The sequence below is a fragment of the uncultured Lacinutrix sp. genome (genome assembly GCF_947500325.1).
In the GTDB taxonomy this organism is placed as follows: Bacteria; Bacteroidota; Bacteroidia; order Flavobacteriales; family Flavobacteriaceae; genus Lacinutrix.
Window position 1 is genome coordinate 47221 of sequence record NZ_CANMRQ010000006.1, and the last position, 21387, is coordinate 68607.

General features: G+C 29.5%; 18 protein-coding genes. 6 read left to right on the forward strand and 12 right to left on the reverse strand.

Features of this window, described 5'->3' with window-relative positions; all coding sequences use genetic code 11:
• Nucleotide 1: 1 nt before the first annotated feature.
• The 4 genes from Q0997_RS09375 to Q0997_RS09390 form a co-directional block, all read right to left on the reverse strand.
• Nucleotides 2-1963 (reverse strand): AAA family ATPase, encoded by a 1962-nt coding sequence (locus tag Q0997_RS09375; RefSeq protein WP_299887891.1) that lies wholly within the window; start codon nucleotides 1961-1963, stop codon nucleotides 2-4.
• Between the two features lie 82 nt (nucleotides 1964-2045).
• Nucleotides 2046-3101: a hypothetical protein gene (locus Q0997_RS09380; protein ID WP_299887895.1), complete on the reverse strand. Its 1056-nt coding sequence runs from the start codon at nucleotides 3099-3101 to the stop codon at nucleotides 2046-2048.
• A gap of 2 nt (nucleotides 3102-3103) precedes the next feature.
• Nucleotides 3104-3286 (reverse strand): hypothetical protein, encoded by a 183-nt coding sequence (locus tag Q0997_RS09385; protein WP_299887898.1) that lies wholly within the window; start codon nucleotides 3284-3286, stop codon nucleotides 3104-3106.
• A 119-nt stretch (nucleotides 3287-3405) separates the two neighbouring features.
• A complete protein-coding gene (locus Q0997_RS09390) occupies nucleotides 3406-4749 on the reverse strand; it encodes a microtubule-binding protein (protein ID WP_299887900.1) in 1344 nt (447 codons plus the stop codon).
• 172 nt (nucleotides 4750-4921) lie between these two features.
• On the opposite strand from Q0997_RS09390, the gene Q0997_RS09395 reads away from it, so the two are divergent.
• On the forward strand, nucleotides 4922-5674 hold the full coding sequence (locus Q0997_RS09395) for an MBL fold metallo-hydrolase (protein WP_299887903.1): 753 nt from the start codon (nucleotides 4922-4924) through the stop codon (nucleotides 5672-5674).
• A 382-nt stretch (nucleotides 5675-6056) separates the two neighbouring features.
• On the opposite strand, the gene ettA is transcribed toward Q0997_RS09395, so the two are convergent.
• The 3 genes from ettA to Q0997_RS09410 form a co-directional block, all read right to left on the reverse strand.
• The gene (gene ettA / locus Q0997_RS09400) at nucleotides 6057-7748 is read right to left on the reverse strand and encodes an energy-dependent translational throttle protein EttA (RefSeq protein WP_299887906.1); all 1692 of its coding nucleotides are present in this window, start codon (nucleotides 7746-7748) and stop codon (nucleotides 6057-6059) included.
• Between the two features lie 2 nt (nucleotides 7749-7750).
• Nucleotides 7751-7933 carry a CAL67264 family membrane protein gene (locus tag Q0997_RS09405; RefSeq protein WP_034045305.1) on the reverse strand — a complete coding sequence of 61 codons (183 nt, stop codon included), beginning with the start codon at nucleotides 7931-7933 and terminating at the stop codon, nucleotides 7751-7753.
• 84 nt (nucleotides 7934-8017) lie between these two features.
• On the reverse strand, nucleotides 8018-8941 hold the full coding sequence (locus tag Q0997_RS09410) for a LytTR family DNA-binding domain-containing protein (RefSeq protein ID WP_299887913.1): 924 nt from the start codon (nucleotides 8939-8941) through the stop codon (nucleotides 8018-8020).
• Between the two features lie 156 nt (nucleotides 8942-9097).
• Between Q0997_RS09410 and Q0997_RS09415 the strand changes: the two genes are divergently transcribed.
• Genes Q0997_RS09415 through Q0997_RS09425 form a run of 3 tightly spaced genes read left to right on the forward strand, consistent with a single transcriptional unit; the run spans nucleotide 9098 to nucleotide 13712 of the window.
• Complete coding sequence (locus Q0997_RS09415) at nucleotides 9098-9331, forward strand: hypothetical protein (RefSeq protein ID WP_299887916.1); 234 nt, start codon at nucleotides 9098-9100, stop codon at nucleotides 9329-9331.
• Between the two features lie 10 nt (nucleotides 9332-9341).
• Nucleotides 9342-10214 carry an ABC transporter ATP-binding protein gene (locus Q0997_RS09420; RefSeq protein WP_299887919.1) on the forward strand — a complete coding sequence of 291 codons (873 nt, stop codon included), beginning with the start codon at nucleotides 9342-9344 and terminating at the stop codon, nucleotides 10212-10214.
• A gap of 12 nt (nucleotides 10215-10226) precedes the next feature.
• Nucleotides 10227-13712, forward strand: coding sequence for a M1 family aminopeptidase (locus tag Q0997_RS09425; RefSeq protein ID WP_299887922.1), 3486 nt, complete (start codon nucleotides 10227-10229; stop codon nucleotides 13710-13712).
• 55 nt (nucleotides 13713-13767) lie between these two features.
• Here Q0997_RS09425 and Q0997_RS09430 read toward each other — a convergent pair whose 3' ends face one another.
• From Q0997_RS09430 to Q0997_RS09440, 3 genes are read right to left on the reverse strand one after another with little or no spacing between them, the layout of a single operon-like run.
• Nucleotides 13768-14640, reverse strand: a complete 873-nt coding sequence (locus Q0997_RS09430) for a pirin family protein (RefSeq protein ID WP_299887925.1) — start codon at nucleotides 14638-14640, stop codon at nucleotides 13768-13770.
• A gap of 52 nt (nucleotides 14641-14692) precedes the next feature.
• Nucleotides 14693-15130 (reverse strand): MarR family transcriptional regulator, encoded by a 438-nt coding sequence (locus tag Q0997_RS09435; protein ID WP_299887927.1) that lies wholly within the window; start codon nucleotides 15128-15130, stop codon nucleotides 14693-14695.
• Entirely contained in the window at nucleotides 15131-15661 is a 531-nt protein-coding gene (locus tag Q0997_RS09440) for an NADPH-dependent FMN reductase (RefSeq protein WP_299887930.1), read from the reverse strand.
• Nucleotides 15662-15789: 128 nt separating this feature from the next.
• Between Q0997_RS09440 and Q0997_RS09445 the strand changes: the two genes are divergently transcribed.
• Nucleotides 15790-17418: an acyl-CoA carboxylase subunit beta gene (locus Q0997_RS09445; protein ID WP_299887933.1), complete on the forward strand. Its 1629-nt coding sequence runs from the start codon at nucleotides 15790-15792 to the stop codon at nucleotides 17416-17418.
• 55 nt (nucleotides 17419-17473) lie between these two features.
• On the forward strand, nucleotides 17474-17896 hold the full coding sequence (locus Q0997_RS09450) for a DoxX family protein (protein WP_299887936.1): 423 nt from the start codon (nucleotides 17474-17476) through the stop codon (nucleotides 17894-17896).
• Between the two features lie 83 nt (nucleotides 17897-17979).
• Here Q0997_RS09450 and Q0997_RS09455 read toward each other — a convergent pair whose 3' ends face one another.
• Complete coding sequence (locus tag Q0997_RS09455; protein ID WP_299887938.1) at nucleotides 17980-19023, reverse strand: DUF6340 family protein; 1044 nt, start codon at nucleotides 19021-19023, stop codon at nucleotides 17980-17982.
• A 122-nt stretch (nucleotides 19024-19145) separates the two neighbouring features.
• The gene (locus Q0997_RS09460) at nucleotides 19146-21380 is read right to left on the reverse strand and encodes an ATP-binding protein (RefSeq protein ID WP_299887941.1); all 2235 of its coding nucleotides are present in this window, start codon (nucleotides 21378-21380) and stop codon (nucleotides 19146-19148) included.
• Nucleotides 21381-21387 lie beyond the last annotated feature (7 nt).

The window sequence follows — 21387 nt, forward strand, 5'->3', positions numbered from 1 at the left end:
CTTAGTTTTTACCGAATGTTTCTCTAGCTTTTAAGTCTATATTCATTTGGTTAACTCTAGCATCTACTTTACGTTTAAAATCTGTATCTGCAATAGTTGCAACATTATCTAAGTAACGCACTACTTCTTGTCTTCTAATTTCAGAAAAATCTAAACCTTTCATATTGGCTTTCATTAACTCTTGAAGCATGTTGAATTTGGTTTCATAATTTTGCTTAAAATAGATTTCAGGTTTATCAAACCAATCTTGTTCTAAATCGAAATCTGTTAAACGTAATGAAATTGCAGATTGAATGTTACGCACATCTCTTGAAGAAAAAAATGGAAATATACTTTGAATTTCTTTATATAAACCTGCATAAAATAAATGCTCGTTTGTTTTATGACGTTTTTCTGCTTTATCATAAGCTTCCAAAACTCTAGCTTCTGTTGGTTTTTCGACACTATTTAAAATATCTCCCATGTTTTTTGCTAAACCTTGATCTTTTAAATAGTCGTAATCACTAGGGCTAGCCATATTTACAAAATCTGGCATGGTTTTATCTAGTTTTCTCCACCATAAATGGTCTTGATCTAAGAAATCATGTTCGGTTCTTGCTCCATCTATTTTAAAACGGCCTTGTACACGTGAAATCACAGCTTTATCTAACATTTCTGGAAGGTTTGTAAATAGCCCAATAGAACTATTTCCATAATTTACAGCGTATGCACCTTCAGTATATCTTAAAAAGACGCCAATCACTTCTTTTACACCAGCAGAAACACCTTGTGCTGTACGCTCTTGTAAATTATTTTCTGCATCATCAATTGGCGCAAAAATTAATTTTGAAGGGTCTTGCATTGGTTTCATCCATTCAACCATCTTTTCCGCAGACCCACCTTGAAAAGTACTTATCAAAGTATCTGGCATTGGATGAAATAAAAATGGGATATCTAAATTATCACAGTGTTCTTTTAATCTCGTTGCTATAGCAGCAATTAGCATACTTTTTCCTGTTCCAGGAATACCATATCCCATAAATACGGGCATGAAACCACCTAATTCTTGAAACGGATTCTTTTTTGCATCAAAATCGTAGCTTAACATACGTTCTGTTAAACGTCTAGCAAAGTGTTTTGCATCTCTGTTTCCTACAATTTGTTCAAATTGAATTTTATTAAATTCAATACTCTTAGCAGCACCAGCGAATACATTATCCCAACCTGAAATAGCAAATTCGGAATTTTCAAGTTTATAAGTTCTATCGACAATAGTCTCTGTATATTCTAAACTACTTTTACGTAGTTGAATTTCATCTATTAAAGCTTCGAAATACACGGTAGTAAAATCGACAACATCTTTATCACTTTTAATAATATCTGGGTGTCCTAAGTATTTGTCATAATAGAATAAACTACAAGCAATTCCTTTTAATGGAGACATAAAAGAAACTTCTGGTAAACCTGCAAACTTTTGCTTCATTACAGACAAATCATCTGATGCATGCGGCTTTAAATTATGTAAAACGTTATAAGCCATTGAAAACAACATAAATGCTGTAGCAGTTTGCATTTTACTTTCATACTCTCGCTTTCCATTACTATCTAATGCAGATCTACGTTCATGCAAACTTGATAAACCTGAGGCATCATAATAACTGTCTTTTACCCAAATCCCTAAAGCAATACCTTCTTGTACTGCATATAATGTTTGATTTAAAAGTACTGGTATAGCTATAGAATCTGGTAATAATCGTTTTTTTAATGCTAAAATTGTTTTAGAAACCGAAGTAATTTCTACTGCGCCACTACCATTATTTGCACGAGATAAGTACAATAATATCGATTCGTTTTTAGCATCTTTATCTTTATTTTTGGCTCTAGCGCCTTGTTCCCACTGTACACTTTTTAAGTAACCGCTAGCTTCATCTCGAAGCATATCTAGTTCATTTTTCTTTATTGGGAATGTTGAGTTGTGTTCCATTTATATAGTTAAAAGTTATAAGTGTAAAGTGAAAAGTTTTTACTCAAATGCATAGAGTTTAAAACCTCTTGCTTCTACCCTTCTATTTCATTTTTAAATCTGCAACTTGAAAAGGTGGTTTTGCCAACTTATTCATAATTTCAGGGTTTTTATTATATAATAGTTGAATGATACGATGAGGCGCAAACACATAATCTTGTTTTATAACATCGCTCCATTTTTGTAATTCTTGTTTGCTAAAATAACCACCTTCACTAAACGTGCTTCCAGATAATACCTCATCAATTTTAAACGATAAAGCGTAAGACTCTAATGGGACTTCTTTTTTAGCTATACTCTCTAAAATAGTATGTGTTAATACATTTTCGTCTTTAGCAAAGATATTATGAAACGGCCCTAAATCTATTCGTTTTATATGTTTAGGCTTTACATTTTTTAAACGTCTATCTATAGAATATGCCATAGTATCTAAAGGCATTTCTCTATCTGCAATGTTTTTTAAAACATCATATATCTCTTCTTTTTCTTTATTAGGATCTTTTCCATCATAATCGAAATACATAAAACATATAAATGGTCTATTATGAGATACATCATAAAAACTCCAGCTTACCATATATTTTGCTTGGCTTTTTTCTGGTGCATCTATAATTTTACCTTGAACAAAACGGTTGAAGATATATTTTTGTTCTACAGAAGTATAATATACTATTGAAGCTGCTTGAAATAATTTATCTCTTCTAACTGGTTGCTTTTTATGCATTAATTGCGTTAAAAATTCTTCCTGTAATTCGCTTACGTCTTTTAATTTATTTAAATAATTATCTCTTAATGACAAGTCATTAAATAGATAACGAAATTCTAGATAGTTAGGAAAGCCAGAATCTGTTAAATCGACTTTCATGTTGTCTTCATCATCATACATGTACTTAACACGCATGGCTTCTATTGAATACAATAATAAATCACAATATTGTTTAAAAAAGGTCATTTCTTTTGGTGTACACAATCCATTTTGTTGCACACTTACAATAAGCTCTTTTAAAGCAAAATCTACTTTTTTATGATAAAACACATATTGTTCTTTACTGTCTAGAACAGCAGAATCTAAAGGTGTTACTATGTGGTTTATTGACATTACTATAAATTATATTTCTCGTTACAAATATGTTTATTTGTCATCTTTTTTTTAGAACCATTCTTTGAGTAAACTACTTCTTCAACATTTAAACACTCTTTATGATCATTGGTAAAATGAATAAAAGTTATAGCAACAATAAACAAAACAGCAATACAAGCTAAAACTGTAATTATCTTCTTCATAATTTTATATATAAGTGTCTAGTTATGGCGTTTAAATACTACTTCTCTTTTAAGAATGATAAAAAAACAACCTTCTTTTATCTTATTACAAGTAAAAGAAGGTTTATATCACTATTATATTAAGACAATAAATCGTCGTCGCTTGACTCTGGTTTTGGTGCTGGTTTCCCATCATCTCCACCACCAGAAGGCGCAGTATTATCTGCATTATAGTAATCTTCAAAAATCTCTTTCATATCAATACCATAACGCTCTGCAAAATTCTTTTGAATATCTACATCTTTTGCTCTAATCTCTTGTAAAGCCTCAGCATAACTACTATAAACACCTTGCATTACTTTTTCATGAACAGGTATATTATCCATCATTTCTTGACGTGCTTTAGCACTTGCTGTATGCATAGATGCTAATGTTTCTCCTATATGTTCATCTGTTTTTACACCTAAATGCTCTAAAATAGCAGCAAACTCTTGATCTGTACGAGCTTTTAATGCCACTACATAACCATCATAGTATTTTAAACGCTCGTCTGTATCACTTTTTAATTTAGCACGGTGCGTTTGTAAGTTAGAACGTAAAGAGGTTAGAACTTTAATTGTTAAATTATGTTTATGTACAAAACTATCTTTAGAAGCAGCTAATGTTGTATACGCATTTTTAAGCCCTTCTAATTCTTCTACTTTTTGTTCTAAAGTTGTTACTTTAGATAACGCATCTGAATATTCTGTAGACTGTTTGTCTGCAACTTCTTCTAAAGCTTGTCTTGCTTGTTTAAGTAAAGCATATTGCTCTTCTAATTTTGTTTCGGTCTCCTTTTTCTTTTCTAAAGCTTTAGTATGATTCTTAGATGCTTCTACTATTGCATCTTTAAGTTTTTCCTCTACTTCTTTTATTTCTGTTTCACGGTTTTTTAAACGTGTTACTGCAGCTTGAGATTTGTATGACAACTCACTTAATAAAGTTTGTACATCTGCACTTTCTATACGCTCTTGAAACATTGCCTTTGCTTTATTATCTGCAGCAGCTCTTGTTTTTTCAGCTTCTTTTAATTCAGCTTCAGCCTTTTTTATTTTGCTTTTACGCCCCCAAAGATTATTCCACCAAGTATCTGGTTTGTTTTGAGCATCTTCTAATTCTACTTTAGCACGCTCTAATGCTTTTTGAGCATCGTCTATTACTTTCTGTTCCGTTTCGTTTAAGGATGAGAAACGTTCGAATAAAATACCAACCTCATCTTGGTAATCTGTTAAATCTTTAATAGCATCTAAAAGTGTCGTTCTATCTTTTTCTGCCATATCCACAACATCATCTAATGTTGCATTTAATATTTTTTGACGACTTTCCGGATCATCTTCTTGAGCTAGCTTAGATTTCATTGTATCTATAGCTTTCCCCCAATTTACATCTACTTTTTCAGCTTTTTCGTTTGTATTAGTTTCTAATAAATCAAAATCATCAGACATAGGATATATTGTTTTTTAAGGTTGGACAAATTTTGGTTAAGCAATTTCGTCAAAAAATATTAGTTGTGAAATAAAATCACACAATATATATGTATTAACTTTTATTTAAATGTTACAACTTTCTTCTTTGAAATAAAGAAATTATCTTTATCAAAACTAAAAACTATTAATCATGAGAGTGAAATTGTATTTAATTCTAATCGTAGCTATTTGTTTTACAGCCTGTAAAAGCGATAAAAAAGCTGAATCAAAAAAAGCTATAGGCCTAAAAATAACACCTATAGAACATGCTTCTTTTGTAATACAATACAATGACCTTACCATATATATTGATCCTACTGGAGGAAAAGAAGCTTATGACGCTTTCCCAAAGGCTGATTATGTATTAATTACTGATATACATGGAGACCATATGAATTTAAAAACACTTGAAGCTTTAGATTTAAGTACTACAAAAATTATTTCTCCCGAAGCCGTCTATGAAGCGCTTCCAAAAGTATTAACAAAAAACACTATTCCATTGGTTAATGGGGTGAAAGAAGATTTTAAAACTTTTACTTTAGAAACTGTACCTATGTATAATTTGAGAGAGGATGCATTAAAGTTTCATCCTAAAGGAAGAGGTAATGGCTATGTTATTTCTATTGCTAAAGAAAGAATATATATTTCTGGAGATACTGAAGATATTATAGAAATGAGAAACTTACAAAACATTACTAAAGCATTTGTTTGTATGAATTTACCATATACAATGACAGTAGAAAGTGCTGCAAATGCTGTTTTAGAATTTAAACCAAAACAAGTTTACCCTTATCATTATAGAGGTACTAATGGTTTAAGCGATGTTAATAAGTTTAAATCTATTGTAAATGCAGGAAATTCTAATATTGAGGTTACTCAGTTAAATTGGTACTCTAACAAGTAATGTATCAACTATTTAGTTTAATTTACAACAACTCTTTTCTGTTAATAAAAAAAAATTGATTATATCGAATTTTATTTTATATTTGAGAAACCATGTGCTTTTAATTAAATGATAACCAGTTTATTAACTCTACCATATAAAGCTTCTGCTTCGTTACATATATTTATATTTGTATTTTGGGCTTTATTCATTTTTTTTATTATTCATATAATAAACCAACGAGGAAAAGCTTCAAAGAAAAACAAAGAACTTCTTAAATCTTTTGATGATAACATTAAAAAGATGTCTGATAACTCATATAAAGATTTTACTGAGGGTCATATCTATAAAAAATAAAAAAGCCAGCTAGTTAGCTGGCTTTTTTATTTAATGTTAATTAAAACTATCTAATTAACTTCTTATATTTTATACGTTTAGGCATTAAATCTCCACCTAATCGTTTTTTCTTATTTTCTTCATATTCACTAAAACCACCTTCAAAGAAATACACTTGAGAGTCACCTTCAAATGCTAAAATATGAGTACATATTCTATCTAAAAACCAACGGTCGTGACTTATTACTACTGCACAACCTGCAAAGTTTTCTAAGCCTTCTTCTAATGCTCGCAATGTATTAACATCTAAATCATTAGTTGGCTCATCTAATAGTAGAACGTTTCCTTCTTCTTTTAATGTCATGGCAAGATGCAAACGATTACGTTCTCCACCAGATAATAACTTAACTTTTTTGTTTTGCTCACTTCCACTAAAATTAAAACGGCTTAAATATGCACGAGAGTTTACTTGCTTTCCTCCCATCATTACAAGTTCTTGCTCATCACTAAAGTTTTGCCATATTGATTTTTCTGGATCAATATTTGAATGACTTTGATCTACATATGCAATTTGAGCAGTTTCTCCAACCTTAAATTCTCCCTTATCAGAAGTTTCTTCACCCATTATCATTCTAAAAATGGTAGTTTTACCAGCTCCATTAGGGCCAATTATACCTACAATTCCAGCTTGCGGTAAGCTAAAGTTTAGGTCTTCATATAATAACTTATCATCATATGCTTTACTAATACCTATAGCGTCTATAACATTTGTTCCTAAGCGCGGACCATTAGGAATATATATTTCTAGTTTTTCGTCAAGTTGTTTTTGATCTTGACTCATTAACTTATCATAATTTTTTAAACGCGCCTTTTGTTTTGTTTGGCGCCCTTTTGCTCCTTGTCTAACCCAGTCTAACTCACGCTCTAATGTTTTTTGTCTCTTTGAAGCTGTTTTACTTTCTTGCGCCATACGCTTAGATTTTTGATCTAACCAAGAAGAATAGTTTCCTTTCCAAGGTATGCCTTCTCCTCTATCTAACTCTAAAATCCAACCAGCAACATTATCTAAAAAGTATCTATCGTGCGTTACAGCAATTACAGTTCCTTTATATTGTGCTAAATGATGCTCTAACCAATGTACAGATTCTGCATCTAAGTGGTTAGTAGGCTCATCAAGCAATAATACATCAGGTTCTTGTAAAAGCAAACGACATAAAGCAACACGTCTACGTTCTCCTCCAGATAGCACTGAAATCTTTTTGTCTCCATCTGGGGTACGCAATGCATCCATTGCAATCTCTAATTTGGTATCTAATTCCCAAGCATTAGAGGCATCAATTTGATCTTGAAGTACAGCTTGGCGATTCATTAGCTTTTCCATTTTATCTGCATCGCTATAAACTTCTTCTAAACCAAACTGATCATTAATTTTATTATACTCATCCAATATTGCAACAGTTTCTGCTGCACCTTCACGTACAATTTCCATTACAGTTTTATCCTCGTCAAGTTTTGGTTCTTGTTCTAAATAACCAACAGTGTAGTCTTGAGAAAAAACAACATCACCTTGATAGTTTTTATCAATACCTGCAATAATCTTTAATAACGTTGATTTACCAGATCCATTAAGACCAAGAATACCAATCTTAGCACCATAAAAGAAACTTAAATAAATATTTTTAAGCACTGGTGTATTTGCACTTTGAAATGTCTTTGTCACACCAGACATTGAGAATATTATTTTTTTATCATCACTCATAACTATACACGTCCTTTTAAAGCATTAAACACCCAAGCAATAGCGAAGAAACCAATGCCTACTGCTGCAAAACCCCAACCAGCTACATCATCATATCTAAATGCGCCCAATGCTATTAATGCTAATCCTACTATTATCATAATTGTGGTAGCCCATGCTAACACAGTATTTTTATTCATTGCCATATATTATTTCTTTAAAAAGGGAATTACAAATATCGTAAATATTTGTTGAAAATAGCTTGTACTTATATACGTATTACAATTAATTTAATGCTTGTCAATCCAAAGTCTAAATTCTGGTGTTCTACTATTAGATGTATATAATATAGACATTTCGTTATTTACAGAAACTTCCAATCTGTTTTTAGTATAAGATTTAAATTTTGTTATAAAATTAAAATTGACAAGCTCACTCCTATTAATTTGAAAAAACGTTCCTTGACATATTTGGGTTTTAATTGTTTTAAGTGACTCATTAATAATATGTTTATTATTACTATTATCAAAAGCAAACACAAAATCTCCTTGTGCTTGAAAGTATACTATATCTTTTACATATAAGAGAAAAACACCATCTCTCTTTTTCACTGTAAAAGTCTTTTTAACTGGTATTGTTTCAATTTCACTTTTTATAGTTGAAATATTCATTGTTTCAAAATGATTTTTATCTATTCCAACTATTTCTAATGAATTTAATTCTAACTGTAAGTTTTTAAGTTTTAAAGTTTCTATTACAGATTGATTAAGAATCCAGTCTCTTGTAAATCGATACACAAAAGAATAGAAAAGGCTGTGAAAAATTAATACGTTTAAAATGCCAAAAACTAAACTATTTTCTCCAAACAGTTCATTTTTAAAAAACTCTCTAAATGAATTATAATCGCTTAAAAAACAAGAAAATACAAAAGCTCTAATGATTTCAAAACCAAAAAATAAAGAGGTAGACAACCACAAATAACGCATCCATTGTGTCTTATTAAGAAACTTAGGTATTAACCAAAATACGTTTATTAAAAATATTGCAGGCACAGCTAAGGCTGTATGTGGTGCAACGGATTCTGGTAAAAAACTTTCTGCTATCCACGATTTAGTCCAGTTTACATTTATAGAAGCAAAAAATAGTGCCCACAAAATAATATGCAACCAAACTTCTTTATTTAATAAAAATAACTTGACCTGTGAAATCTTCATTTTGATAGCGTTTGATTATACTAATTAAACGATTAGCATTTGTTTTTGTAACAATTTTCAACTTGATTCTTGCCTTATTCAACTTCAAAATCACCTTGTTGGATTGAAAAACCCATATAAACAGTAACATGCGGGCACTTTTATCGTGTTACTAGTATGAGAAAACAACTTTTATTTCAATTGATTCTATGTGTTTTTATTTCAATAGGAAACATAACTAAAGACTTATTTCCTTTAGGAAAAACTTATTTAAAAAACTATGCCTGTCAATTTGATATACAGGTTTTGTTAAATGAAGAAATACTAAACAAAATAAAATCTAATCTAAGTCAAGAGGAACTAGAAGACATCAAAAAACTAAAAGACAATTATTGTAAAACATATCTATAATCAACAAAACATGAACCTAACAATCACAAATCTTACAAAAACATATAGTAATGGCACAAAAGCTATAGACAACCTCAACATAACAATAAATAAAGGTATGTTTGGACTTCTTGGTCCTAATGGTGCTGGAAAATCTTCTCTTATGCGAACTATTGCAACTCTGCAAGCTCCAGATTCTGGAAGTATTACTTTTCAAAATATAGATGTTCTAAACGATCAAATGAGTTTAAGAAAAGTATTAGGTTATTTACCACAATCTTTTGGTGTATACCCTAAACTATCAGCAGAAAAACTACTTGACTATTTTGCCGTTTTAAAAGGTATCGCTTCAAAGAAAGAGAGGCAAAAAATGATAGAGCATGTATTAGAACTCACTAATCTTCATGATGTTAAAGAGAAACATGTAAGTGGTTATTCTGGAGGAATGAAACAACGTTTTGGTATTGCTCAATTATTACTAAACTCACCTCAACTTATAATTGTTGACGAACCTACAGCTGGTTTAGACCCTGCTGAACGTAACCGCTTTTTAAATGTACTTAGAGAAGTTGGCGCAGAGAATACAGTTATCTTCTCCACACATATTGTTGAAGATGTTAAAGAACTATGTACAGATATGGCTATTATGAATAATGGCCAGATTTTACAAAAAACAAAACCTTCATTAGCGACTCAATCATTAGAATCAAAAATATGGACCACTACTATTGAAAGAAAAGAGTTAGACCTTTTTGAAAAAAAACATAACATTTTATCTAGTAATTATAACGAAGACAATTCATTAAATATTCGGGTATATGCTTTAGAGAAACCAAATGATACATTTCAATCTATTACTCCAAATTTAGAAGATGTCTATTTCATTGCTTTAAAAAATTCTTAAAATTCAATAATTATGTTCAGGTATATTTTTTTAAATGAATTAAAATATTGGTTAAAAAAACCGGCTATATACATTTATATTTTATTTTTCTCTGGTATAGCATTTATAGGTTTTGTTGGTACAGCGGGATTATTTGATTCACCTACAACTCAAAAGTTAACAAGACTCTCTAATTCTCCTTTCGAGATTAATTATATGATGCAATACTTTAACAAATTCTTTTTGTTTTTGCTTCCTGCAATTATAGGTGCTACTATATACAGAGATTATAAAGATAATGCACATAGTGTTCTTTACAGTTATCCTATAAAAAAGAAAGATTACTTATTTAGCAAGTTCTTAAGTAGTTTTTTACTGGTATGTTTCATTACGCTTTGTGTTGGCATTGCTTTATTAATTGCTGAACATATTCCAGGTCTAGACACTAATAAAATAGGCCCATTTAATCTACTAGGTTATATCCAAGTATTTCTAGTGTACACTATACCAAATATGTTATTCTTTGGTGCTATCGTTTTTGCTACTGTTAGCTACTTTAGAAATATCTATGCTGGATTTGTAGTCATCATCATTCTATTTCTTATACAGAATATTACGCAAAATCTTTTTAGTGGTTATTTAATTGCACTATTAGATCCATTTGGTCAAAATGCAACGATTTATGAAACTCAATATTGGACCTTACAAGACAAAAACACTAAATTAATTCCTACAATTGGAGCTGTACTATTTAATCGCTTATTGTGGTTTACTATAGCGTCTTTCATTTATATATATGTATACAAAAAATTTGCTTTCATTGAGTTACCAATACAAACGTTTTCTTTAAAAAGAAATAAGGCAAAAAGACAAAAAAAGACATTTAAAAACCATATAAATATGTCTTTACCAAAAGTAAATTATGTCTTTTCTATAAAACAACATTTAATTAATTGCTGGAAACTTTCGCATGTAAACTTTCTTTTTATTATTAAAAATTGGATGTTTTATATCATTGTAGTTCTTGGTTTATTATCTGTATTATTTACTATTGGCAGAGTTACAAATAATGAAGAGATAACTATTTTACCAGTCACTAATATTGTACTAACTATTCCTGCGTTCTTTTTTACAACTATAATCATGTTACTAACCTTTATTTATAGCGGTATGTTGATTCATAGAGACAGAACCTGTAATATAAACCAACTAATAGATACAACAGCAACAACCAATTGGACACTTTTATTATCTAGGGTTATTGCCATACTTAAAATGCAATTATTCTTATTACTAATTATGATGGCAGCAGGAATTATTATTCAACTATTTAATAATTATCATAATTTAGAAATAGGACTATATTTTGTTGATTTATTTGCAATTAAGTTTATTGGATTACTCATATGGGCCTTTGTTTCAGTATTAGTACATACTGTTTTTAAAAACACCTATTTAGGAATTTTTATTTTATTAATTGGGTGGTTTGGAATTTCTGGCATTAAACAAATAGGAATAGATAGTAGATTATTACTTTTTAATTTTACAGAACCAATGCAATATTCTGATGTCAATAAATATGGAGATCAGTTAATTCCATATTTCCTAGTTAAATTATATTGGTTTGCTTTTTCTTCATTATGTCTGGTAGTAACTTATTTTTTATGGAACCGAGGATTTGTAGAATCATTTAAAGAACGTTTACAATTCATTAAGTCTCGACTTAGTACTTCAATAAAAATTATAACTAGCTTACTTCTAATAACATTTGTCATTTCGGGTTTTACTATTTATACTGAAGAGCAAAAAAACGATGAATTGTCTTCAAGTGAACGTAATAAGGCTTTTTCTAAATTTGAAAAGGATTATGCTAAATATAAATCTATTGAGAATCAACCAAAAATCACCAATATAGATTTAAACATTTCTATTTTTCCAAAACCAAATGATTTATTAGTAAAAGGAAATTATACGCTAGTTAATAAATCATTAATACCTATCGACACTTTACTAATAAAAACAGGGTTTGATGAAACTACAACCTTTAAATTAGATAAAGCCTCTTCCGTTATAGACGAAGATACTTATGTTAAATTTACTGTATTAAAACTAGAAGAAAGTCTATTACCAAATGATAGTATTCAACTTGAGTTTTCAATAAAAAATAAACCTAAAACTCTTTTCGAGAATCACACTAATATTTTAAATAATGGTACTTTTTTTAAAAATGATATTTTCCCTAGGATTGGTTATTTCTTAAATTCTGGAAATAAACATCCAAACGATAGTACTGCGCATTACTATCATTATTATTCTAAAGATTCAGACCAAATAAATCTTAACACTATAATTAGCACTTCTAATAATCAAGTAGCTATTGCTCCTGGATATTTAAAAAAGCAATGGGAAAAGAATAATCGTAATTATTTTGAATACAAAACAGATTCTAAAATAAAAAATTCATTAAGTTTTAGTTCCGGTAACTATGAAGTATTAAAAGAACATTATAAAAACATTAATCTTGAGATTTACCATCACAACACACACACATATAACTTAAACCAAATGAAAGCTGGTTTAAAAGCTGCTATAGATTATAATACAAATCATTTTGGAGCTTATCAATTTAATGAAGCGCGTATTATAGAATTCCCCATAACCGAAGGCACTTTTGCTTCTGTAATGGCTAATAGTATTCCCACTTCTGAAATGCGTTTTATAGCAAATAATTCTAATGAAACTATAGATATTTCTTTTTATACAATTGCTCACGAACTCACCCATCAATGGTTTGGTAATCAAATTGTACCTGCAGATGCTCTAGGAGCTGTAATGTTAAGTGAAAGTATTACAGAATACATTTCTTTAAATATTTATGGAAATAAATATGGTAAAGAAAAAGCTTTAGACTTTTTAAAAATGCAACACAAACGTTACTTAAGCGGAAGAACACAAGAGCAAAAGCAAGAAACACCTTTATATTTAGTGAAGAGTGGACAACAATACCTGGCTTACGGAAAAGGAAGTATTGCTTTTAATACATTAAGCCATTATATAGGAATTAACAAAATGCACGACATTTTAAAGTCCTTTTTAAATGATTATAAATTTAAAGAAGCGCCATATCCAACATCAATTAACTTTCTTAACCGAATAAAAAAAGAAACTCCAAATACATTACACTATTTAATTGAAGATTATTTTGAAACAATAACGTTTCATGACACAAAAATTAATACAGTAAATGTAATTACAGCGCATGAAAGCTATAATACATCTATAAACTTTCAATATTCTAAATCAAGGGTACATGATAAAAGTGTTTTAAAACTAAATGATACTATAGAGATTGGGTTTTATAATTCTCAAAATAAGCTCATTTCTATAAAAACTATTTTGATATCAAAAAAAGATAATACTAAAACATTTAATCTAAAAGAAAAGCCTACTAAGGTAGTAATAGACCCTAATTATTTATTAATCGAAAAGGATAGAAATGATAATGAATATAATTTATAACATCAGAACAAATTTAATTATATTAAAAAAGCATCCTATTTAGGATGCTTTTTGTTTAATTCATTGGAAGAAATCCCATTTTACCCATTTGATAATCTCTCATAGCTTCCATAATTTCTGTTTGGCTATTCATAACATAAGGTCCATAAGTTTTAACCTTTTCATGAAAAGGAGCTCCAGATAAAAAGAGTAATTTACTTCCTTTATGAGCTTCAATATTAAAACCATCTCCATCTTGATTGAATTCTATAAGTTGATATTCATCTTGAATTAACCTATGGTTATCATTTACACTTACATTACCGTTAAGTAAGTACAATAATGATTGATGGGACTTATCTATTTCAATATTGTGTTTTCCTCCTTCTTCTATATTAATCATATAAGCATTTACAGATGTTTGGGTTCCAATTTTTCCATGTACTCCTTCAAGAGATCCAGCAATAATTTGAATATTTACTTTTTTATCTTCAGAGACAACAATATTAAACTCATCATTTTTTACATGTTGATAATTAGGTTGCATCATTTTTTTCTCCGCTGGAAGATTTAACCATAATTGTATACCTTCTAATTCTCCTCCCTTTTGCACAAATTCTTTAGATGGTCCTTCTGCATGGATAATACCTCTTCCAGCAGTTGTCCATTGGACATCACCAGATTTAACTAAACTTTCATTGCCTAATGAATCCCTATGTAGTTGTTCTCCTTGAATTAAGAAGGTAATAGGCTCAAATCCTCTATGCGGATGTGGTCCCAAATCAAATGGATTATTTTGTTCATCTATTTTATATGGACCATAATGATGTAACAGTATAAATGGATCTATCATTTCTATTTGTCTTGTAGGTAATGGTTGCCTTAATTGAATTGGCCCCATATTTACAAAATCACTTCTTCCTATTTCTTTTATTGTGTTATGTTTCATAATTAAAAATATATTTTAGTTTCCATGGAAACTATTCTAATAAAAAAATACACTAACGTATTTTGTCCAGAAGATCACTTAGTTGTTTTGCTTCTGCTTCTGAAAGGTTTGCTAATAATTTACCTTCAAAATTTTTATCAATTTCTCTAATTAAACTTAGTCCTTTCTCAGTAATTAATATATTAACTACACGTCTATCATGAGTACATGTTGTTCTTTCTATTAAAGATTTTGCACAAAGTTTATCCATTAATCTAGTAACATTAGGAGACCGTTGAACCATTCTATTTTTAACAGTCTGTACACTAATGGCTTTTTTTGCCCCTTTTAAAATCCTTAAAATATTGTATTGTTGTGGTGAAATATTAAATGGCTTAAAAAATATTATCTGCTTACTATTAATCCAACTAGCAGTAAAAAGTATATTAATATATGCTTTTAAATCATTGTCTGGAAAAGTAGAATTTATTTCTTTAGCGAGATCTCCCATTTATAATGCCTTTTTAAAATTATCTATAGCTTCGTTTAATATAATATTTAAATTGTCGTCTTTTATTCCATTTTCAGAAAAATTTTCATTGAATGATGGTAATGAAAAAGTAGAAATTAAATTTGCATTATGCCTTGGAAAACGATCACTAGCTATTTCTAAAACTGTAGTTCCACCTCTACCTCCTGGAGAAGTAGCCATTAATAACATAGGTTTATCTGACCAAAACTTTCCTTCAATACGAGATAACCAATCTATTAAATTTTTAAATACAGAGCTGTAAGCACCATTATGTTCTGCTAATGATAAAACAATGCCTTTAGATTCTTTTATAAGATTATAAAAAGCATTTGCCGTATCTGGAATACCTTCTTTTACTTCTAAATCAATTCCATATAAAGGTAAAGTATAATCATTAAGATCTACAATTTTCATCTCTTCATCATGTATTTTATTAGCTGCATAACTAGCTAATTGTTTATTAATTGATGCTTTACTATTACTACCTGCAAAGGTTAATATATATGACATAGTTTTTTTATCTTTTTATAAAGATAAGCAAAATTATATACCATGGTATATAATACGATTGTTTTTAATAAAAAATTAACTAAAATAGTTATAATGAAACTTTGTATTTTAGCTCAAAATTTAATTTAATGGACATAAACTTCAACAAAAACGAAGATCATAATAAATTACTACTCTCAGATTTACGTAAACGCTTTGCTAAAGTAAAATTAGGTGGAGGACAAAAGCGTATAGATAAACATCATGCAAAGGGGAAATTAACAGCAAGAGAGCGTATAGACTATTTGCTTGATAAAAAATCTAAGAGCATTGAAATTGGAGCTTTTGTAGGTGACGATATGTATCAAGAACATGGTGGTTGTCCATCTGGTGGCGTTGTTGTTAAAATAGGCTATGTTAGTGGTAAACAATGTATTGTTGTTGCTAACGATGCCACTGTAAAAGCTGGTGCTTGGTTTCCTATTACTGGTAAAAAGAATTTACGAGCTCAAGAAATAGCTATTGAAAATAAATTACCTATTATATATTTAGTAGATAGTGCTGGTGTTTATTTACCTCTTCAAGATGAAATTTTTCCAGATAAAGAGCATTTTGGTCGTATTTTTAGAAACAATGCAGTCATGAGTAGTATGGGAATTACTCAAATTGCTGCAGTTATGGGTAGCTGTGTTGCTGGTGGTGCTTATTTACCTATTATGAGTGATGAAGCTTTAATTGTAGACAAAACAGGAAGTATATTTTTAGCTGGAAGTTACCTAGTAAAGGCAGCTATTGGAGAGAGTATAGACAATGAAACACTTGGTGGAGCAACAACACATTGTGAAATCTCTGGTGTAACTGATTATAAGGCAAAAGATGATAAAGATGCTTTAGATACTATAAAACGTTTAGTAGATAAAATTGGTGATTATGATAAAGCTGGCTTTAATAGAATTGAGTCAAAAAAACCAAAAGAAAACCCTGAAGATATTTATGGTATACTCCCTAAATCACGTGCTGATCAATATGATATGTTAGATATTATATCTAGACTAGTTGATAATGGAGATTATGATGAATATAAAGCTGGTTATGGGCAAACTATAATCACTGCTTATGCAAGAATAGATGGTTGGGCTGTTGGTATTGTAGCAAACCAAAGAAAGTTAGTAAAAACTAAAAAAGGCGAGATGCAATTTGGTGGTGTTATTTATAATGACAGTGCAGATAAAGCCACTCGTTTTATAGCTAATTGTAATCAGAAAAAAATTCCTTTAGTCTTTTTACAAGATGTTACTGGTTTTATGGTTGGTAGTAAAAGTGAACATGGTGGTATTATAAAAGATGGCGCCAAAATGGTAAATGCCGTTAGTAATAGTGTTGTTCCAAAATTTACTATTGTAATAGGAAACAGTTATGGTGCAGGGAATTATGCAATGTGCGGAAAAGCATACGATCCAAGATTAATTGCTGCGTGGCCAAGTGCCGAATTAGCTGTTATGAGCGGTAATAGTGCTGCAAAAGTATTATTGCAAATTGAAAAAGCTTCACTACTTAAAAAAGGGGAAGAAATTACTCCTGAAAAAGAAGAAGCGCTTTTTAGTAAAATAAAAAACAGGTATGATAATCAAGTATCTCCATATTATGCTGCCGCTAGATTATGGACAGATGCTATAATAGATCCTTTAGATACTAGAACATGGATTAGTATGGGTATTGAAGCTGCTAATCATGCACCTATTGAAAAACCTTTTAACATGGGCGTCTTACAGGTTTAACAGAATTCACATTTTTTTCGTATCTTAATACTTGATAATCAACACGTTTAAGATCATGGGAACAGTTAAATCATTGAATAAATGGGCTAATACGCATACGTATTATCCAATAGATATTTTACGAATTGCTTTAGGTGTATTTTTATTTATAAAAGGCTTTCAGTTCATGCAAAACATACAAGCTTTAAATGCTATTTGTGCTCCATTAGAAAAAATAACTGGAGGTATGCTAGCCTTACATTTAATAATTCCCGCTCATCTCATTGGTGGGCTTTTAATTGTTTTTGGGCTTCTAACACGATGGGCTATGGCTGTTCAAATTCCTTTATTAATTGGAGCTATTATTCTTAATTTTATTGGTGATATGAATACTAGTAATTTAATACTTGCTTCTATTACATTACTGGTTTGTATTTTTTTCTTGTTCTATGGCTCTGGTAAACATTCTGCAGATTATTACTTGAAAATGCAACAATAGAACGCTGCTCAAAACCCATATATAAAAAAGGAGACACACTATTATGTTCCTCCTTTTTTATACCTAATATATAGAATTTCTATTTATTTTTTATTTAACATATTTACTTCTTCAATACGATCATCCAAATCATCTAAATACTTTAAAGCCAATTTATTTTCATATTCTGTATAAGCTTTAGTTGCCCATTCTTTTGCTCTATTATAGTCGCCCTTAATTTCATTATAAAAAGCCATATTATAACAAGCCTGTCCAGCAATGTCTTTATCTTTGTTATTAGTTTCTTTTTCCCACAAAACAGAAGCTTCTTCCCATTTTCCAGTTTCTACATATCGTTTAGCAATTTCAAAATTTGGGGTATCACTAGTATAATATTTGCGGTATATCTTTCCTTTATATGGTAATAACCGTGATGCGTAATCTTGAGCTATTTTTTGACTTATTTGCAATACCGATTGTTTTCTATTTTTAGCAGCTTCTATTGCTTTTACAGGGTTTATACCTCTTCCCGTTGTTCTTACTTTTTGTGAAACCTCTAACTCATCACTTATAACTCTTTTAATAGGATCGTAAATACGCCACCCTGTTTTTATTATTGTATTAATTACAACACTATGATGAATAGCAGGTACTTCTATACCTAATGGTCCTTTTACTTTAGTATTGAATGTATCGTAAGTTGCGGTTGCATCTGTATCGTATAAAGACAATACAAAAAGACCATCTATATTATTATTTGCACATATAATGCTTATCTCATCCCAAGACAATGCCGCAGGAAATACGCTACCACCAGGATTATTCTTAGCATCAATGTTTATTAATTTTACTTCAGAAAATGTATTGCTTTTAGAGACTTCAGATTTTAAAGACAAAACTGCTTGCTTTGCGCCTTCTCTATCTAAATTTGCACCTTCAATTGATAATATTTTATCTAGTTCATCTAAAAACGACTCATTTTTTGAAACAATACTTCTATCTAATATCCCTATTCTTTTAATATCTTGATGTAAATTCACTAATGCAGGCTTAGTAACTTCTGTAGAAATAGATTTTTTACTTCCACATGACGTAATTACAGAACATAATATTATACTAACGATTAAACTATTAAATTTAATTCTCATGCTTTTTGTTTTTTGGATTAATTAATAGCTAATTAAAAACAAAAAACTAGTCATGATTTCATTATGTGGACGACTAACCGATTCTTGTGGATGAATATTTCAATCAAAAAAACAGAGTCCTATTATGCTGATTGTTCTTTTGTATTTATTTTTTCTGTTTCCAGAATATCATTTTCTGAAAGAGGAAAATTTAAATTAAACTTAGTACCTACTCTTTTTTCTGAAGATACCTTTATCGTACCTCCATTCATCTTAACAAAACGATAGACTAAGCTAAGACCTAATCCAGTTCCTTTTTCTCCTTTTGTGCCTATAGTTGATTCTTTTGTATCTAGAGTAAATATATTATCTAGTTGCGCTTTTGACATACCAATACCTGTATCTGTTAAGATACAGGTAAGAGTATTTAAATCTCTTTTAAATTCTATTCTAATAATACCATTCTCTGTATATTTCAATGCATTACCTATAAGGTTTCTAAAGATGATATGAAATGCACCTTTGTCTATATTTATAGCTATTTCTTCTGAATTAACAATATTTATTTTAGTGTCTTTAAATTCCGACTGTTGTGAGAAGGTCGTTTTTATTTCATTAATTTCTTTAGTAACATACAGTAACTCTGGATTCATTTTATAACCATTCATTTGCTCTATAGACCAGCTTAATAAGTTATCTAACATTGTAGACAATCCTTGAGAGTTCTTTTGTAGCTCTTTAGAAAAAGTAATAGTCTTATCGTAATTTTTTTCTTCAATATAATGCTCTAAAATACGCCCTGAACGCTGAAAAGGAATAATCATACCTCTTAAATCATGTGCTATAATTGAAAACAATCTATTCTTGACTTTGTTTGTTGTATCTAATTCTTCTTTTTGTTTCTTTAATTTTCTAAATAACCAGTATCCTAAAATTAATAACGATAATAATATTATAGCAGTAATTAAATATAAATTCTGTTTTGTTTTTGCTTTAGCAGTTAATTGTTCTTGTTCTACTTTAGCTTTATCTAATTTTACAATTTGTAATTCTTTACTTGTAGTATTATATTGCTTTTCCAATTTAGCAACTTGAGTTTTTACATTATCACTAGAGATAGAATCTTTTATTTTATATTCTTCTCTAAGATATTTTATAGCTTTTCCTGGTTGCCCAATGGCTTCATAATAATTACTAGAATATTTATTAAAAATTTCTTTATACATTAATAAACCACTTTTATTAGCCTCATCTTCTAGAACATTTAAAAAAATCTTAGCTTTTTTGTAATTCTTTTTTTGCATATAAACATTGAGCATTCCTTGAATAGAAGAAAATTTTAAAAGGTCGTCAGATTTTTTTGAAGAGTTTGCTTTTAAAGAACTTTCATAAGATTTAGTATAATATAACTCTGCTTTCTCATAATCTTTTATATGCTTAAAATATGCAGATCCTTTATTATTATATGCATTTCCTAAAATTCCGTTATCATTGTATTTTTTTGCTAGAATTATAGCAGAATCGATAGAAACCATAGCATCATCAATCAAATTTAAAGCTAGAAGAGATCTAGATTCTCTTGAATAATTGTACATAAGTATATAATTATTACTTGCTTTTTTTGCTCTATCTCTAGCTTTCTTATAATATGTAAGAGCTGTTTCGTGTTGTTCCCATCTAGTGTAACAAAAACCTACCATATGATAATAACTCTCTAGACCATCAGCTTTTCCACTTTTTTCTGATAATTCTATTCCTTTTAGAAAACTTGCTGCTGCTGCTTCATAGTCAGATTTTCTAAGTAAGTAAGTCCCTCTATTTACATAGCCATTTTGTTCAAAAGTATTTGACTTTATTCTTTTTGAAAACACTATAGAAGAGTCCATATAAGCTATAGCATCATCATAGTTGGAACTAATGTCTGCTAAATATGCTCTTGCTTGAAAATATAAATTCCAATCCTTATTATCTGGTGTTTTATCTAATGCTGCCTTTGCTTCTTTTAGTAAAGTATTAGCTTCTTTTATTTTATTCGTTTGAGCAAAAACATAAGCTTTATTTGTATATGCGGGTATAATCTCTTTAGTTAGATTTAATTCTTTTCCAATTTTTATTGCATTAGAAAAATTAGATATCGCCGAATCATTTTTTTGTTGCTTTTGATAAATAAAACCATTGGTAATAAAAATATCTACTTTACACTTTGAGCCAACCTTAGTTAGCATACTGTAGTTATAATCAAGATAATTATTATAATTATTAATTGTATCACTTACTTTTTCCCATTCTTTACATAAATCGTCTTTGCCTTGAGCATAAAGTTGTGTAGAAATAATTAAAAATAAAATAAGGGAGGTTTTTAATGGATTTAATTTCATTTTGATA

Bases quoted from the DNA above. Each gene is read 5' to 3' on its own strand.
- Q0997_RS09375 (WP_299887891.1), bottom strand. From the start codon at position 1,963: ATGGAACACAACTCAACATTCCCAATAAAGAAAAATGAACTAGATATG.
- Q0997_RS09380 (WP_299887895.1), bottom strand. From the start codon at position 3,101: ATGTCAATAAACCACATAGTAACACCTTTAGATTCTGCTGTTCTAGAC.
- Q0997_RS09385 (WP_299887898.1), bottom strand. From the start codon at position 3,286: ATGAAGAAGATAATTACAGTTTTAGCTTGTATTGCTGTTTTGTTTATT.
- Q0997_RS09390 (WP_299887900.1), bottom strand. From the start codon at position 4,749: ATGTCTGATGATTTTGATTTATTAGAAACTAATACAAACGAAAAAGCT.
- Q0997_RS09395 (WP_299887903.1), top strand. From the start codon at position 4,922: ATGAGAGTGAAATTGTATTTAATTCTAATCGTAGCTATTTGTTTTACA.
- ettA (WP_299887906.1), bottom strand. From the start codon at position 7,748: ATGAGTGATGATAAAAAAATAATATTCTCAATGTCTGGTGTGACAAAG.
- Q0997_RS09405 (WP_034045305.1), bottom strand. From the start codon at position 7,933: ATGGCAATGAATAAAAATACTGTGTTAGCATGGGCTACCACAATTATG.
- Q0997_RS09410 (WP_299887913.1), bottom strand. From the start codon at position 8,941: ATGAAGATTTCACAGGTCAAGTTATTTTTATTAAATAAAGAAGTTTGG.
- Q0997_RS09415 (WP_299887916.1), top strand. From the start codon at position 9,098: ATGAGAAAACAACTTTTATTTCAATTGATTCTATGTGTTTTTATTTCA.
- Q0997_RS09420 (WP_299887919.1), top strand. From the start codon at position 9,342: ATGAACCTAACAATCACAAATCTTACAAAAACATATAGTAATGGCACA.
- Q0997_RS09425 (WP_299887922.1), top strand. From the start codon at position 10,227: ATGTTCAGGTATATTTTTTTAAATGAATTAAAATATTGGTTAAAAAAA.
- Q0997_RS09430 (WP_299887925.1), bottom strand. From the start codon at position 14,640: ATGAAACATAACACAATAAAAGAAATAGGAAGAAGTGATTTTGTAAAT.
- Q0997_RS09435 (WP_299887927.1), bottom strand. From the start codon at position 15,130: ATGGGAGATCTCGCTAAAGAAATAAATTCTACTTTTCCAGACAATGAT.
- Q0997_RS09440 (WP_299887930.1), bottom strand. From the start codon at position 15,661: ATGTCATATATATTAACCTTTGCAGGTAGTAATAGTAAAGCATCAATT.
- Q0997_RS09445 (WP_299887933.1), top strand. From the start codon at position 15,790: ATGGACATAAACTTCAACAAAAACGAAGATCATAATAAATTACTACTC.
- Q0997_RS09450 (WP_299887936.1), top strand. From the start codon at position 17,474: ATGGGAACAGTTAAATCATTGAATAAATGGGCTAATACGCATACGTAT.
- Q0997_RS09455 (WP_299887938.1), bottom strand. From the start codon at position 19,023: ATGAGAATTAAATTTAATAGTTTAATCGTTAGTATAATATTATGTTCT.
- Q0997_RS09460 (WP_299887941.1), bottom strand. From the start codon at position 21,380: ATGAAATTAAATCCATTAAAAACCTCCCTTATTTTATTTTTAATTATT.